General features: G+C 51.6%; 18 protein-coding genes. 2 read left to right on the plus strand and 16 right to left on the minus strand.

Features of this window, described 5'->3' with window-relative positions; translation table 11 throughout:
- Nucleotides 1-306: 306 nt before the first annotated feature.
- The 16 genes from O1721_RS23560 to O1721_RS23635 all read right to left on the minus strand — a co-directional run bounded on the left by O1721_RS23560 (nucleotide 307) and on the right by O1721_RS23635 (nucleotide 13262).
- Nucleotides 307-759: a hypothetical protein gene (locus tag O1721_RS23560; RefSeq protein WP_001176699.1), complete on the minus strand. Its 453-nt coding sequence runs from the start codon at nucleotides 757-759 to the stop codon at nucleotides 307-309.
- Nucleotides 749-1138 carry a hypothetical protein gene (locus O1721_RS23565; protein WP_000026577.1) on the minus strand — a complete coding sequence of 130 codons (390 nt, stop codon included), beginning with the start codon at nucleotides 1136-1138 and terminating at the stop codon, nucleotides 749-751. The genes O1721_RS23560 and O1721_RS23565 overlap by 11 nt, the downstream gene beginning before the upstream one ends.
- Nucleotides 1139-1199: 61 nt before the next feature.
- Nucleotides 1200-1424 (minus strand): class I ribonucleotide reductase maintenance protein YfaE, encoded by a 225-nt coding sequence (gene yfaE / locus O1721_RS23570; RefSeq protein WP_001102700.1) that lies wholly within the window; start codon nucleotides 1422-1424, stop codon nucleotides 1200-1202.
- Nucleotides 1425-1489: 65 nt separating this feature from the next.
- Complete coding sequence (locus O1721_RS23575) at nucleotides 1490-2374, minus strand: hypothetical protein (RefSeq protein ID WP_000477209.1); 885 nt, start codon at nucleotides 2372-2374, stop codon at nucleotides 1490-1492.
- Nucleotides 2375-2447: 73 nt separating this feature from the next.
- Nucleotides 2448-2948 carry a hypothetical protein gene (locus O1721_RS23580; RefSeq protein ID WP_000793769.1) on the minus strand — a complete coding sequence of 167 codons (501 nt, stop codon included), beginning with the start codon at nucleotides 2946-2948 and terminating at the stop codon, nucleotides 2448-2450.
- 90 nt (nucleotides 2949-3038) lie between these two features.
- Nucleotides 3039-3578, minus strand: a complete 540-nt coding sequence (locus tag O1721_RS23585) for a hypothetical protein (RefSeq protein ID WP_000018872.1) — start codon at nucleotides 3576-3578, stop codon at nucleotides 3039-3041.
- 264 nt (nucleotides 3579-3842) lie between these two features.
- Entirely contained in the window at nucleotides 3843-4178 is a 336-nt protein-coding gene (locus O1721_RS23590) for a hypothetical protein (RefSeq protein WP_001447572.1), read from the minus strand.
- A 61-nt stretch (nucleotides 4179-4239) separates the two neighbouring features.
- Nucleotides 4240-6036 carry a VWA domain-containing protein gene (locus O1721_RS23595; protein ID WP_000039319.1) on the minus strand — a complete coding sequence of 599 codons (1797 nt, stop codon included), beginning with the start codon at nucleotides 6034-6036 and terminating at the stop codon, nucleotides 4240-4242.
- A gap of 84 nt (nucleotides 6037-6120) precedes the next feature.
- Complete coding sequence (locus O1721_RS23600) at nucleotides 6121-7398, minus strand: DUF3150 domain-containing protein (RefSeq protein ID WP_000170087.1); 1278 nt, start codon at nucleotides 7396-7398, stop codon at nucleotides 6121-6123.
- 199 nt (nucleotides 7399-7597) lie between these two features.
- Entirely contained in the window at nucleotides 7598-8608 is a 1011-nt protein-coding gene (locus tag O1721_RS23605; protein ID WP_000706865.1) for a YqaJ viral recombinase family nuclease, read from the minus strand.
- A 62-nt stretch (nucleotides 8609-8670) separates the two neighbouring features.
- A complete protein-coding gene (bet, locus tag O1721_RS23610; protein ID WP_001282585.1) occupies nucleotides 8671-9660 on the minus strand; it encodes a phage recombination protein Bet in 990 nt (329 codons plus the stop codon).
- A 94-nt stretch (nucleotides 9661-9754) separates the two neighbouring features.
- Nucleotides 9755-10285, minus strand: coding sequence for a single-stranded DNA-binding protein (gene ssb, locus O1721_RS23615; RefSeq protein ID WP_000987165.1), 531 nt, complete (start codon nucleotides 10283-10285; stop codon nucleotides 9755-9757).
- Between the two features lie 60 nt (nucleotides 10286-10345).
- Entirely contained in the window at nucleotides 10346-11254 is a 909-nt protein-coding gene (locus tag O1721_RS23620) for a hypothetical protein (RefSeq protein WP_000739139.1), read from the minus strand.
- A gap of 10 nt (nucleotides 11255-11264) precedes the next feature.
- Nucleotides 11265-12233 (minus strand): AAA family ATPase, encoded by a 969-nt coding sequence (locus tag O1721_RS23625; protein ID WP_000085160.1) that lies wholly within the window; start codon nucleotides 12231-12233, stop codon nucleotides 11265-11267.
- Nucleotides 12234-12452: 219 nt separating this feature from the next.
- Nucleotides 12453-12638, minus strand: a complete 186-nt coding sequence (locus O1721_RS23630; protein ID WP_001186917.1) for a hypothetical protein — start codon at nucleotides 12636-12638, stop codon at nucleotides 12453-12455.
- A gap of 303 nt (nucleotides 12639-12941) precedes the next feature.
- Complete coding sequence (locus tag O1721_RS23635) at nucleotides 12942-13262, minus strand: hypothetical protein (protein ID WP_000547566.1); 321 nt, start codon at nucleotides 13260-13262, stop codon at nucleotides 12942-12944.
- Between the two features lie 294 nt (nucleotides 13263-13556).
- Here O1721_RS23635 and O1721_RS23640 point away from each other — a divergent pair, with 294 nt between their 5' ends.
- On the plus strand, nucleotides 13557-14198 hold the full coding sequence (locus O1721_RS23640; protein ID WP_000796664.1) for a hypothetical protein: 642 nt from the start codon (nucleotides 13557-13559) through the stop codon (nucleotides 14196-14198).
- A gap of 122 nt (nucleotides 14199-14320) precedes the next feature.
- A complete protein-coding gene (locus tag O1721_RS23645) occupies nucleotides 14321-15181 on the plus strand; it encodes a hypothetical protein (protein ID WP_000709517.1) in 861 nt (286 codons plus the stop codon).
- Nucleotides 15182-15200 lie beyond the last annotated feature (19 nt).

A 15200-nucleotide genomic window follows, 5' to 3' on the forward strand; every position in this document is an offset into this window, starting at 1 on the left:
CCCATCAGGAAGAGCGGCCCCGTGGGTTAAAAGTAAAAATCCTCCAGCTCTTCATGGTCAGGCTTTCGCTCAACTGGTCGAAGCAACTCAGCTTCATCAGCGAACTCAAGCTCAGGATGAAAAGCAGGATGAAATCCTCGATGCCAGACTGGACGGTCATTATCGAGGTCTAAGTAGCAGTGCCTCCCACTGGCTGGGTGATAGCAGTAAAGCCACTGTCTACCACTAACGGTAAACGGCTTCTCTGCACCTCCACATGCCGGTACAAGGTTATCTGCTGCTATATGCGCTACAGCATCCATAGGATCAGTCCTCATCTTCGTCATCACGAACACAAAGATCACGAGCAACTATTTCCGCAGCTATCAACGCATAATCGTTGCCCTGCCAGAACCACCGCTCCGCCAGCTCATAGGCTTCGCTGGAAGGTTCGCCATAACCATGAGCCACCACGTAATCGTGGAACACTTCATGATCAAATGCCTTGCCATCAGCTTCCATGAACCAACCGACAGGGCACTCCAGAATGCGATGCCTTACGACATCTCGCTCTGAATACCCCTCTCTGACGGCTTGCTCCAACATTTCCCGCGACATACCAGGAGGAGTGATGATCTCTATGCTGATCCCATCACTTCCTGCAAGATTGTCCTCGTATGGAAGACCGGCAAGTGTAAGGTGGTTGCGCTTGCACCAGCCTATGGTCCGAAGTATCCGACTTTTGTCAGACTCCCTGGCCGTGTATCGGTTAAGCTGCATAGCCACCTCCAGCACACTCCCCATCTTCGATTTCACTTCCGAGCTCGACCATTCCAATCAGGTCAAGCTGGGTCATGTCCGAATCCAGAGAGCAGTCAATTGCTGACTGAATGATGCCTTTGTGGGCCAAGCCTAAAACCGACTTAATAGTCGAAAGCAGAGACTCGGCTTCGCTCTCGATCTGCTCCAGAATGTCTTTCCATTCCCAGTGCTCAAACGGTTGCCAAACGACCAGATCCTCAGGTTCGTCTCCCCGTTCTACACACTCAGACAAATACTCATAAGCCTTGCACCAATTCTCTTGTTGGCCCAGTTCACTGAGCACTAGAGCGGTAGCATGACCGTATGCGATTTGTTCAACTTTGGTATTGATAGACATAGTGTTTCTCCTCGTAATGGATAGAGGAGCCCCACCCGCAGGAAAGGCTCCTCCGGATGGGTTAAATTTCCAAGGTCACATCGGTTTTTGCTTTAGCGCAGCAAACCAACACTTCCCCTTCTTTGACAAATGCGATGGGCGTCTCGTCATAAGCCACTTGACCTTCGAGTAGACGAACCCGGCACATGCCACAAAAGCCACTGCGACAATGCGTTTCAACAGTGAGGCCTTTGCTTTCGATTTGCGCCAACAGCACATTGTTGCTGGCTTGAAGTTGTACGTTCATGGTCACGCTCCTTTGTTGTTGATGAGCGCGACCAATCCCCTCCGGGATGTCACGCCCCGGTTGGGCTACTCAGCAAGTGCATAGACACCTACCTCGATGCGAATAAAGAACCTGGCATCTTGAAGAACTTGCCTGACCTTTGCTTGCCAGTGGTTGTTCTCTCGATGCTTTGCGTAGGGTTCAATCTCTTTGTAAATCTGCTCCAGCTTCAACGTTTTCCCCTGTAGGGTTCGGCGTATTGCAGCTTTCCACGTAGTCGAAACCATATTGGTTGCTCGACGGTGTACGGCAGCAAGAAGACAGAGCGATGAGGCAACGTCGTTACGACGAAACACCAACAGCTTTTCATGGGCGATACGCACCAGCTTCCCGGAATACTGAGTTCGGTCACTCACACAGTTGTGCTGTGTTTTGATGATCTCATCCACCAGCTTCCCAGGTGCGATACGTTCCACAAGGCTGGACAGGTTGAAATAATCCCCATCGCGCCTCAGGTTTCCCATGAGGATTCCGTAATGCCCTCCTCGCTCACAGGCGTCATGAATATTCATAACGGCCAGCTCAAGGGCTTCAACGAACTCAGGCAAATTCATGCGGCTCATATCCCATTTGTTGGGCTCGCCCCACTGCTTACCTGAATACTGGATCATGTCCCAGTAAGGAGGGTGCCACCAGATCAGGTGTGCAGGCTCTCCGAGGAACGAAAGGAAGTCATCCCGCAACAGGTTGAACCCCTGATGCAAGTCTGTCCCTTTGAAACGGACACCAAGTTCATTGGCAACGTCGATGCTAGAGCCACCCCCAACACTTGGGTCTGCCACCAGCCCGTTCGGCTTTCTCATGTAAGACTCAATGAAGTCTTTAACGATAAAGCCCGAGCAGTTGCCTCGGTACTTGTTGTTTCCGTAAGGCCCCCTGTTTTCGTAGGAGCATACTGATGATTTGAACATGGCGTCCTCCATCATAGATGGGGCGCACCATGCTCCCATCAGGGGCCGGTTCGCCCCTGGTTAGGGATTAAGATCAAGCGTTATCTGCATACCACCAGCTAAGGCGATTGCAATCACGAAAGAAGGTTGCTTCATCAGGAGCCTTCATCATGACCACATCACCTTCGCAGTAGGTGCATAGCTCAAGCGTTGCTTCATTTTTCCAAAAGGCACTGCACCCCGATTCTTGATACACAACCTCCCATTTGGGATGTCGCAAGTACCGATGGAAGAAATCGAGAGTGTCACCATAAGGGAAGTTGAAGCGCTCCATCACTGAACCATTTTCTGTCAGTTCAGGTTTAACCTTGCCGGTTTTCAAGCGCTTCTTGATGATGCGCTGAACCCAACGAAGTCGTGCAAACAGCCGATTGGTGTCTTTCTCGTACCACTGGGGATTACGCTTGCTCCAGTAGAGCTTGGCGAAGATTTCCCCGGACAAATCCTTCATCTGGTTTTCGTTGAGCTCATCAAGAAAACGTCGAGAAGGTTTGTCGTAGTCAAGAACTGCTTCCAAAGCTGATAGGTTTTTCATAGGGACTCCTTATTGCGATTGCGGAGCCCCGTCCCCTCAGGGCTATCGGAGCCCCATAGGGTTAATTAGGGTTAATGGTTGAACGGCGATTTATCGAGGGTTGGTGAATCGAATGGCTTTACCAACGAAATCGGCCATCAGTCGATTCCCAGTAGAGCTGAAATAGCTCTGCCACTCTTTCCAACCACCAACGGATTCCACCGAGCTTGGAGACTCGAAGATACCCCAGATACGCATTTCACAACCTCGTTGCAATACTCGGTTTACCTGGTCAACCAAGTATTCCTTGTTCTGCAATGAAGAGAGGTTGCAAGGCATCTGCATGATCAGCTTTTCAGCTTGCTCGAAGTCGATTTTTTCAATCAACCCCGTGCGGGTATCCACAGAGAATGGAACCACCTGTTGACCGTGGTTAGACCACAACCAATGGGTGATATAGATCGGATTAACGCCAACTTCCGCTGGCACCAATACGCTGCCGCAAGACCGCAACAGCCAGACCAGACGTAAACCATCGAATCGATCCAGAGACTCCACATCGGTAGTGATGTCATCCTGGTAGATTTCAGGCAGCTTATGTTCGGCGGCGAGAGAGATCATTACGGATTTGAGATTGTTCAGATGAGACATGTGTGCTCCTTAAAGTAACTTGGGCACACAGAGCCTGTCAGGCGCAGTGCGCCCTTAGGCTGAGGTTGAATGCTGTTTGTTTTTGGCGACCAGCTATCGCACGTTTCGCCCTCAGAGAGGACAAAATTCACTTTCTCAGCAACCCTCAATGAAGGCCTCTGAGAAAGTGGGAGGGTATTCCCTCCTCACTTTGATTGTTCCACGAGAGCTGTGTGAACAGGAACGCTCAAACTGCCCTTTTCGGGTGCAAAGCTCAAAGACGCATCAACTGCCCCGTCTTTTCAGTTCTTCGACCAGATGTTCAGGCACCTTACTCGCAGTACAGGCCAGCAATACATCGAGGCCTACCGGCTTGTGAAAGCGCTTATTTGACCAGGAATCGCCAACTGATGACTTTGCCCAGTCGATTGCTTGCCCAAGACGGTGGAACTGCCGCCTGCCTGTGTATCCCATACGACTATCCAAAGTAACACCCTGGAACAGTCTCCAGTACATCGGAGGAATGCGCTTAGCAAGCAGTAAAAAAGGCGTCTCCGGCACTGTAGCCCTTCTACCTTTGTTCCGATGATACAAATCCAAAGATGAATGGAATTGGTTCATAGACTCTCCAAATAAAAACGGCCACCCCCGAAGGGATAGCCGTTTGTCGTTTCACTTCCTGTTAAGCTGCAAAAGCAGTCAATGACCGCTCCATCAACTTAAACAGTGTGCGTTGCAGAGCTGCCGCATCATCAATGACAATGTTCTTTTGGAACAGTCCTGACACTGCGGTAGTCTCTACCCCTATGCCGATCACCTCAACATCGCTTCGTTCACAGAGGTCAATCACTGAGCGACATGCCGGGGCGCTTTGAGGCTGCCCGTCAGTCACTACGATCAACATTTTTCGCTCTTCACGGGTCTTGGTGAGTTCAAAAGCTGCATACCACATAGCTTCCGCCATAGGCGTACCGCCAGTTGCTTTGAACCCAAACCGACCGGCCCGATTCTGAACCGTATCTCCATGCTTCACGACACTGAACACTGGCTGGTTCCGGTTGCCACCAAAAAAGGTGACTGCCGGGTTTACGCCGGGTATTGCTTCCAGAGCCATCGAAATAGCCAAGGACGCTTCCCGCGCAATGTCTTGACGCTCCTTTCCATTGGCGGCCTTGTAGGCCATCGAGGAGCTCATATCAACCAGGATGTGAACCGCCGTATTAGGGCGTTTCTTGGCTTCTGGCTTGAGGAATACGCGGGTATCACCCGTCACTACACGATGTAGTTTCCGAGCATCCACACGCTTCCCTGATCGTTGGTTACGGTGAGCAACTCGCTGGCTGGCCTGGACCAATCCGTAGAGCTGCGTTCTTATCTTTGAAGTGGTGCTCTTCACATCCCCTACCAGGCTTTTGCCAACAGCAGGGTTGTCCTGGGTGTTCACAGCAGAGCGAACAGTCATATAGCTACTGTCCCCCTTATCTTGAGCCACCCGGTTGAGCTCGGCTTTAAGTGCATCATGCGCGTCACCACGCAAATCACCGGCACCGGCATTCAGAACCTGCTGGAGCATTTTGGCCGCGTCTTGTTTCGCCGCGTCAGAATTGCCACCAGCCTGGCTTTGTCCTGCCTTGCTGCCACCATCAGTATCCGACTTGCCTTGGTCGCCCTGTCCTTTCGGATCAGATTTCCCGTTAGCATCGTCTTGCTTCTGGTCTTTACCTTGCTGATCACCACCATTGGCATCAGGCCCTTGGTTTTGATCGTTACCACTTCCGCCCTGACTGTTCTGAGGTTGGTTGCCACCAGCATTCTGCTGGTTGTTACCATCCTGACCATTCTGGGGCTTTTGCTCTTCTTTCTCCTTTTCCTCCTCGATCATCTTGATGATTTGGTCGGCCAAGGATGTCACCTCTGCGGTTGACTTAGTGTTCACAGCCTTACGCAGTAAAGCGTTCAGCCGAACAACAACACCCTGAGGGAACACGCGCTCGAATACGGGGGTAGCCGAATCGAGATAGGGTTGAAGGACGGATTGCCCTACAGCCTTGGTTTGCAACCAGTACAAACAAAACCCTGTCAGAATGGAGGCAGGGGCCTCTTTGTCTGTGACGTGCTCGTAATGACCAGCTTGAGCCATATAGCGAGCAACCTCATTCAGGGTCTGCGACGTACCGGGGAAGAGTTCCATCATGGCCCGTTCTATGCGGCAGTCCTCCAAAACGTTGGACAACTCAGCATGAAGACCTCTGCGGCGCTCAACACCAAAGTCCGTAAACCGGACATGGGCTGCTTCATGGGCCAAATACCCCCAGACAGCATCCATGTGAGGATAGTCGTCGGGGATATTCGGAACCACGATGGTCTTACCATCGGTGTATGCGTCATCGTTACCGATGGCGACTTTGACACCGAGTTTTTCACCATAGGCTGCGGCCACGATTGGTAGAGCGCTGTAAATGGTGCGTTTTTTGGACATATCTTTTCTCCTGGTAGGGAAGGAGATAGTCCACCCCTGGAGGGAATGGCTATCCCCTCCGGGTCGGTTTAGTTGAAGTGACTATTAGAAGAAATAGTCGCCATCGTCGTCAGTTTTAGGCAGCTCCTGGTTGAGAGGCTCCTCTGTCGTCTCCTCTTGGACAGGCTCTTGCTCTACCGGAGTTTCCTCAGGCAAAACCAGCTCATCCTCAACATCAACACGCTCTTCTCGAACCACATCACCGGCATTGGATTCATCTTCCGATTCACCCTCGCCTCGTTCTGCAAAACTCTTGAAGAAGTTGTCGATGTCTTCATCCAGGTCAACAGAGTTACCACCGCTGTTAGTCTGTTCTGATTGAACAGATTCAGTACCACCTACCTGTTGCTGCTTGGTTTCGCCACCCTCTGTTGCAGGGATAAGCTCACCGGCTTTATCGCTTTTCTGTTCGGCCTTTTCATCTTTAGAACGGTCCCCCATCTGGGCTCCCGAACCGCCAATGTCATTAGCCATGCCCTCTACAGTAATCGAGCCATTGGCATACTGCTCGATGCGGTCCCTCTCGCTCATGATCAGCACTGCGGCCACGACCTGATAAAAGAAAGGCGCAACGATGTTTCGGCCATCGGCATGTTGCTCGTATCCCCGGAGGGTTTGGTCGAGCAGCTTGACCAGAGGGTTAAAAGCGCTGTTCAGGAAGCTAAGCCCATCCACCTTGTCGCGGATGTTACGGAGTGTCTGCCGAGTAGTGACCGCACATTGGTCTCGACCGGCCAAACGTTCCATATAGAACTTATTCGCTTCCTGAACCACTTCGGAGATGAGATCGTCACCCAGGCGCTCAACCTTGCGGTTAAGGCGTTTGGCGTTGGCCTCATCTTCGTTCACAGGCTGGATCATGAACACCTGGTACTCAAAGCCAATCCGCTCCTCGACCGTTTCCTTTGGAAGGGCTCCGGCACGGATAGCTCGTTCATACTCAGGGTTCTCCTGACACCATTCATCCACGGCTTTGTTGTAACCTTTGATGAAATCCTGTTTCAGTTGGTTAAACTGAAAGTTGATGTCATTCAGCTTGTTACAGATTTCATCGGTCTTGCTGACGGGTACGGCAAATCCGTTCATGAACGGCATACCGAATTTCAGCAGGAGGCGACGAGTTTCTGTTTTCAGGCGATGAAAGCCTTTCAGCTTAGCCGGATCACAGATCTTCTTACTTCCCAGTTGAGCTACTTTCTCAGGTGGAATTTCACCACCCTCGCCCAGCTTGAGATCAGATGCAGACAAACGGGTTTGTCCACTCCAGATGTCAAAGTCTACGTGGATAACACAGAGGCTTTGTAGATGGTTCACTTTAGTCATGATGCACTCCAAAAAGTTGGGGGCGCACCACGTCCCGAACCGGGCGGATGCGCCCGGTTGGGCTAGTAAATTAACGTTAATTTGCTGTTTGTTTTTGGCGACCAGCTATCGCACTTTTCGCTCTCCGAAGAGAACAAAATCTTGCTTTCCGTTGGAGACTCCCAGAATCCCCAAGGGAAAGCGGGGGAAAATCCCCCACTCACCAGTAGAACGTCTCTACTTCTTCCGGCAAATCATCAAGAGGAGCAAGCACGTCCTCATCAACAATGTACCGTGGCTTCACAGAGCCAGTAACCGTTACACGGCACCGCTCTGATGACTTCTCTCTGTACTGGTCAACATCCTCAGGCTTCACGCCTGACGCCTTATCAGCCAACAGCTTTTTGTAGTCTACCCGGCCAGCCGCTTTGTATCTCGTTACCATCACACCGCAGTAGTCGGCATGGAAGTATTCCCCCATGAGGGACTTCATGGTGTCGAGATGAGGCTTTTGCCTTTCTTGAAGCTCAGACAGTCGCTGTTTCAGCTCCTGAATCTCTGCATCATAGAGGCGGTATTCCTCAGCAGCAGCAATCCAACGGTTGACCTCTTCACCTTGCGGTATGTACAGGTCTCTCTCTGGATCTTTGTCGGGCTCCTTCTTGTCTACTACCTGTTGCCAGAACTTTTTAGCCTCGGCCAAGATTTCTTGAATCATGGCTTCGTCTCGGAGTATTGGAAACTCCTGAATCTGACCTTCAAAGTAGAAGACTAACCAGCCTTGCTTGGCCCCCGTTACCAGGAGCTGGTGTTGCACCTGCGGGTAATAAAGCTGGTATGCCTTGCTGTTTGCTTTCTCAGCACAAACATCTTCCCAGACAGTCGCACTCGGGCTTTTCAGCTCGACGGGCTCCCCGTTATCTCTCAGGCCATCCAGGGAGGCCCTCATGAGCGGGTATTGAACCGATTCGACACAGGCGGGGAGCAGCATGTCATCATACTTCTCCTCGAAAGCGCGTCTTGCAGCATCTTCGTTTTCTATCCCCCGGCGAACCAGCGGATTAAGACTCAGATCGACTTCACGCGCATACCCAGTCTTCTCGGCCCACAGTCTCCATCGTGTTTTGTACGGAGACCGATTGAGCAGGATAGCGGCGTCAGTGGCTGTTACACCTTGACGCCGCCAATCAAGCCAATCTTCCTCGCGTTGCGATAGGTTGACTATTTTCATGGACCTCTCTCCAATGGTTAGGAGGGAGATCTCCCCCAGCGGGGGAGTCCCCCCCGTTGGGGTTAGTAGTAACTGCCTTCCGCGCCCTCCTCTTCTGTAACAGGGATCATGTCCTCGTCACTCAAAGGCGGCATTTCTTCGGCACCAGGTTCAGCATTTGCAGAACCACCAGCGGCGGACTCTTGCTCGTGCGCTTCCTGGTAGTCAGGTTTCGGAGGCTCCATTTGATCCATCTCCTTGTCACGAAGGAATTGAGTCGCATATTGCAGTTCCGAACCTTCATACCGTCCCTTCACATACTCATGCGCCGCAGACCATGCGTTTTCAGCAATGGCGCGATTTGCGAGTTTGGTTAGGATCGGGTCAAGCTCTTTGTGCTCAATAGCCAAAGGCTCTTGGCTTTGAACTTGAGATGGTGAAGGGAGATTGGCAATAGCCGGGTTAATGGCCGATGCCTGCTCCATTTCACGGATGCGTTCAGCTTCATCCTGGTCATAAATACCAGAGAAACCAAATGCGACACGAGAACACTGGATCAGCGACTTGTGCCGGAGTTGACGCTTGGTGTGCGTTTGCCAGGGGCCATCAACAGTGTAAGCACCATTGCGACCTTGACCCTGAAACGGTTCACGGTACACCTCATCAATGAACTCCTTGATGCGGATAGGGCGAGATCTGTCCTTACGGTAAATCACGCATTCAATCCACTCAGGGCAGTCAACTTTCGCCCCCTGCATTCTGACCATCTTGTCCGAATACACGAACTCGACGCCATCATACTGGGGATGCTCGTTGATGATGCGGCTCCAACCATCAACACCTACTACCGGAATGATCCCATTTTGCTTGTCAGGAAACGCATAGATTTCCCGAGTGAAAGGGTTCAAACCGTACTGTTCAGCCACGATCAGGAGCGTCATCATCTGCTCATCGGTCGGGGCACTTCCATCTCGCTGCTTGAATGCGGTCGCCTTCAAAGTTTCATAGAACTTTCGGGTGTCCACGCCAAACCGGCTTGCGATACGGGTTACAAGAGATTTGTTATCAGACATGGTGTTTCTCCAATTCACGAATGAACGGTTTGAGGACACCATGACCCCCTCGGGGCATGAGTGCCCCCGTGGGGTTTAGTAAGAGTTGGCGGTGTTACCCGCCAGCCAAGTGGTGCAGCCGCATGAACGGGATGTCATCATCCCAGCCATCAGGAGCGGGACCATAGCCTCCGCCCATACCACCTTGCGGTGCTGATTGCTGCACAGGAGCAGATTGCGTACCGGCTCCTGTACGTTGCCCTTTTTGGGGCGCTGCACGTTGAGAGTTGTCCTGAGGTGCATTTCCACGACCACCAAGCATCTGCATTTCAACGCAGTGTACTTCGGTGGTGTAGCGCTCGATTTGTTGGCTGTCAGTCCACTTCCGGGTGCGGTTGCTCCCTTCGAGATAGACTTGGGAGCCCTTTTTCAGGTACTCACCAGCGACTTCCGCCAAACGACCTTTAAGCACAATACGGTGCCACTCAGTATGCTCTCTTTGCTCGCCAGACTGCTTATCGCGCCACGTATCCGTTGTTGCAACGTTGAAGTTGGCAACGGCAGTGCCGCTTGGCATGTAGCGAATTTCCGGGTCAGAACCGAGATTACCGACCAGAATTACTTTGTTGACGCCTTTAGACATCATGACCTCCAAGTTATTTGGAGAGGGCCAACGCCCCTTTCGGGGAGCAAGCCCCCGTAAGGGTTAAAAAAAGTGATCCTCTTGTTCGGCGTCGATCTCTGCCAGGCGAATCAGCTCAGATACAAGGCCAAGCCTTTCTGCATCTGCTCTTACTTCGTCGTAGCTGAAACCAAACCGTTCAATGAGGGGTTTTAGTGAATCAAAACGCTCGTAGTCGAAGGTATCACCCTGTTCATCACAGAATGCCACCAGCGGCTTCTCTACGTTTGAAAAGTCATCCGCGAAACGCTGTTGCAGGTAAACCAACATCAGCAGGGGTTTGTGACCATGTTCCGGGCGGAGTTCACCAGCGCCTTCCAGCGTAGCTGGATGGATAGTGTTTTCGCCTAGTCCAGTGCTAACCCCAAGCTCATAACCGCTGTCAGTACGCATCAGCACACTGGGTAGCAAGTCATTTGAGCCTTCGCTCCGAGCAACCTCAAAGCCGATTAAACCGGCTCCTTTGGCAAAAACCCCAGCAACAAAACCTTTGAAGAGGTTTATGTCACCTGGAGGTAACTCAGAGGGCGGAGATAACAGCCAGTTGAGAGATCCCAAGCTGGCTGTTTGTCCGGCTGAAACATTCCCCCCTTCCAGCACCGTCTGTGTCTCTGCGTTTACCAGCACCTCATCCAGAAAGGTGTACCCCTGGCTGAGAAACTGTGACACATACTGGCTTTCTTTGTCCTTGTAGGACATTGGGATCGTGTCTGGGCCGTTAGCTTCAAAAGGTCCTTCGAGCTTTGTCTCAGACCAATTTTCAGCTTTCCCATCAGTGACGGTTCGGCGTAGCTCGACCATCGTGAATTGGCCTGGCTCCGAGGAGCTGGGCTCCCGGAGCAACTTGTAGCCAATGAAGACTTCTATTGTGGTTTCGTCATTGCCCCACTCTTTAGCAGTGTAACGACGGCACAAACAGTCATTTTTCTTCATGCGTCACCTCTTAGCGCCATTGGTCCCCGAACACATCCTTCGCAACACGCAGGATGGCTTCACGCTCCTCTTTGGCCGCACGGATAAGCAGAGCTTGATCCAAGGCGTATTCAAGAGCATTTGGGGCACCACGGAACGCTAGAGACAGTTTCGCCCAACGCACCAACGTCCGAGTGGACATGGTGACGCTGATCTGACCATCTTCACCGTTTTCGCCAAGAAACAGTTTGCGGACCTGATTAGCAATCCGAACCATTCCCTTCCGCACATTTTCCGGAAGTTTCGGAGTAGCACGGCCAAGAATGCTGAGTTCAGCTTCCTCATCCGCATACCCTACTTTGGTGAAACGATAGCGATCCATAGCTGCGAGGTTCTGCATCATCACCCCCTGGTACAAACCAGAAGCATCACCGGACCCCGTAGAGTTACCAGTAACGACCACACGAAACATCGGGTGCGGCTTGATGATTTCCCCGCCATTCTGAGCGATCACAAGGGGACGCCCTTCAAGGACATCGTTGAGACCAGCCAGCTCGGCAGGGTCGGCCAAATCCACCTCGTTGATGAGGAGCAGATGACCTTCACGCATAGCGACTGCCAGAGGTCCATACATGAACTTCATGACAGGTGGTTGACCAGGCTTTTCCGCGACCAGAGCGTGATGTCCAATCAGATCTGTCAGCTCCATCCGCCCGTGGGCAGTGATTTGCTGAACAGGCCAGTTGAGACGACCAGCGATCTCGGTGATACCTGAGGTTTTGCCAGACCCGGTAGGGCCGGTTACGAACAATGCGTCACCGCCAGGCTCTTTGAGATAGGCCAAGACCTCTCGCAGAAACTCTTTGCGGAAAACGTAGTTGGTATCAGTGGCAGGGATGAAAGGGTTTGAACCGTCAGCGTAGCCGATGGCCGTTACCTTCTCCGGAATGCTGGGCATACCGAAAACCTTGCTTACTGAGAATTGAGAGTATTGAGACATAGGTGCGCTCCTATTGTGACAGGCGCACCACGTCCCGAACCGGGCGGATGCGCCCGGTTGGGCTAGTAAATTAACGTTAATTTGCTGTTTGTTTTTGGCGACCAGCTATCGCACTTTTCGCTCTCCGAAGAGAACAAAATCTGCTTACTGATGGTATTCACCATGAGTAAGAAGACTTTTAAGGAGCGAGGAGAGTAGCCTCTCCTGGAGGCTACTCCCTCAATGGACGAACATCACCACATCGTCGTTTTGACCAATGACCCCGGTTTCTTTGGCCCACTTCACTGCTTCACTGTGCGCCTGGTAGGAGCTGGAATACAGTTTCGGATCAAATTTCACCTCGCGTCCATCAGCCAGATAGATGATGCCTGCGTGATCGTCGTAAACATGAAGATTCTGTTGCATTCGACATTCCCCCTGTAGCTTGTCGTCAAAGCCAACTGACACCAGAAGACTTTGAGGACAAGCCACAGAGGCTTGACCAGAAAGAGAGGGGTTGCCCCCTCCCTTTGCGTTGACTATCAGCAGTAACCGAACGATTCAGCGATTCTCACGAAAGGACGAGAGATTGCCCAACCAGCAGGGATACACAAAGCGATGATAGCGATTTCCATGATGTTGCTCCTAAGCAAAAAGGGGCAACATCCCCGTCGGGGTATGGTTGCCCCGATGGGTTTGAAAGTGTCGAAGATTACTCAGCGACAGTTATTACCAAACAAGTTCCTTGCCCTTACGAAGGTAAGTCGGGATTTCGAGATAATCCCAGTCAGGTTCTTGTTTAGCGACTTCTTGAACTTGAGTTACCTCAGGTTCAACGACTGCTTTGGCTTGTTCAGCCTTGGCAGCACGTTCTTTGATGACGGCCTGTACAGACCGCATTGCAGGAACTGCGAATTTGTTCCAAAGGAACAAACCGATACGCTGGAACACTTTAGCGAGAACGATGAAGGAAAAAGCAAATGCCTTCGCGCCTACGTACAGTGCGCCCAGAGATGCAAGCAGAACTACAATGAAAGTGATGATGTGCATGGTGTTGCTCCTATGTAAAAAAAACAGGGGCAACACCCGAAAACCGGGAGAAGCCCCCGGCTTGGGGTTAAGTAATGCCATACGGCATAAGACTAGATGCTGTTTGTTTTCGGAGACCAGCTATCTCACCTATAGCCGCAGAGCGACTAAGATGATTCAAATATAGCTCACCTTTGCTAAACAGAAAACGCTGTAACTGTCCATTTTGGGCACTTCGAGAGGTCAGGTTACAGATTGACCGCATTTATCCTTTCCAGTGCGTTTATCTGTACCTCAAATTTAGGAGTATCTCTAATGGCAGAAGCACAAGTAGCACTGGACACAAACAACGACCGCAGCAACCACTACTCTCGCCCTGTTTTCAAGCAAGTTCTGAAAGTAAACAGCCTCCAAGCTCAGCGCGTCATGGAACGCAGCTTTGAGCGAGTTTCCAACTCCCTGTTCTCCATCGACGTGATCCTTCGCATCATCGGTGAGCAGGACGAAATCGACCAGGTTGAAACCGTCATCCTGGAACACATTTCCAAGGTCTCCGAAGACCTGGACAAAGCTACCGCCCAGCTCAACAAGCTGATGGAAGACAACGGCATCGACATGATGCCCGGCTACACCAACCCGAATGAATACACCATCGAGATCAACTCTCCTCAGGTTGCTCAGTTTGCACACCTGATCCGCAAACTGGATACCCTGATGGGGATCGTTGACACTCTCTGGCTGAACACCGTACTGACCAGCAAGCAGCGCACCGACGCCACTTACCAATGGCAGCAACGCCTCATCAAGCTGGCCGGTCGAATCATCGGCATCGAGAAACGGGCTCGCATTTCCGCCCACAGCAAAGGCAAAGAAGGTGAAGTGGCCGAAGCCGCTCCGGAATCTGCAACCGGCGACAAGGAAATCGCAGACGAAGCCGAGAAAACAAAAGCAGCATAACCCAGCCCAAACCTTTGCCCCTCGCCCGAGGGGCTTTTTTTTGTCTTTTATGGTTGCATTTTTTGATGCTGTGATATTATCGAAGTAAATCAGATTCAACTCAGGTAAGAACGGAGAACAACATGAAAAAGGCTTTAATCACCACCGTGGCTCTGGCTGTAGCAGCTCTATCTGGCTGTGCATCCACCAGCAGTTACGAACCCACAGCGTACAAAACCAATCACAGTCGCGCTTACAACATCGCGGAGGCCGGTGGCCTGGTAACAGGCATCCAAGACGCTTCTGTTCCGCGTGACAAGCTGGAGCGTCTGACCGACACCAAAACGTTTGGGGCAGCCTACGTGCTGTCTGGCTACATGTCCCCTCAGCTCGGAATGACCGACTGGCAAGGTGGCTTGGTCAACCTTGCGAACTGGGCTATCGGCCCCAAACAGCATGGCGCTCGCAATAGCTTGATCGCTTGGATGCCTGCTAACGAAGCAGTTTCACCGGCAGACGCTCAGGCCAAATTTCTTTCACATGTGAAAGTTTCCATTGAGTCAGCGCTGACTGATTTGGGTGCCAATTTCACGCTTCTGTATGACAAAGACGGTCGCCTAACCTATCAGTTCTACAAGAATGAATGGGGTTGCCCGACGTGGGTGAACGGACAAAGTAAGGTAGCTGACATGTGTTCCGTTAAGGTGAAAATCGTGGAGCCTCGCCTAGGGTCAGCTCCTAATTTTGTCTCTGGCGTTCAAGGTACAGCGTATGCCTTCACATCAGGCCATGAGACCGCATACAACTTTGTGAATGTCGGTAATGGGGCAGCAAGCCATGCTCCTCAGCAAGCGATCTACGCAGCTATTAGCAAACAGCTACCAGCTTGGGCCTACCTCTACCTTGCTCCAAAATCGGTTGAGCTGGATAATGGCGAAAAAGTTGCTTTCCCTTACCTTCTTGATCAGGGAAAAGCAGAGTTATTTGTTTACCCAGAAGCGTAATCAATCTACATGAGAAAGG

It is taken from the genome of Enterobacter cloacae complex sp. HYC033_NIDB (assembly GCF_056673335.1).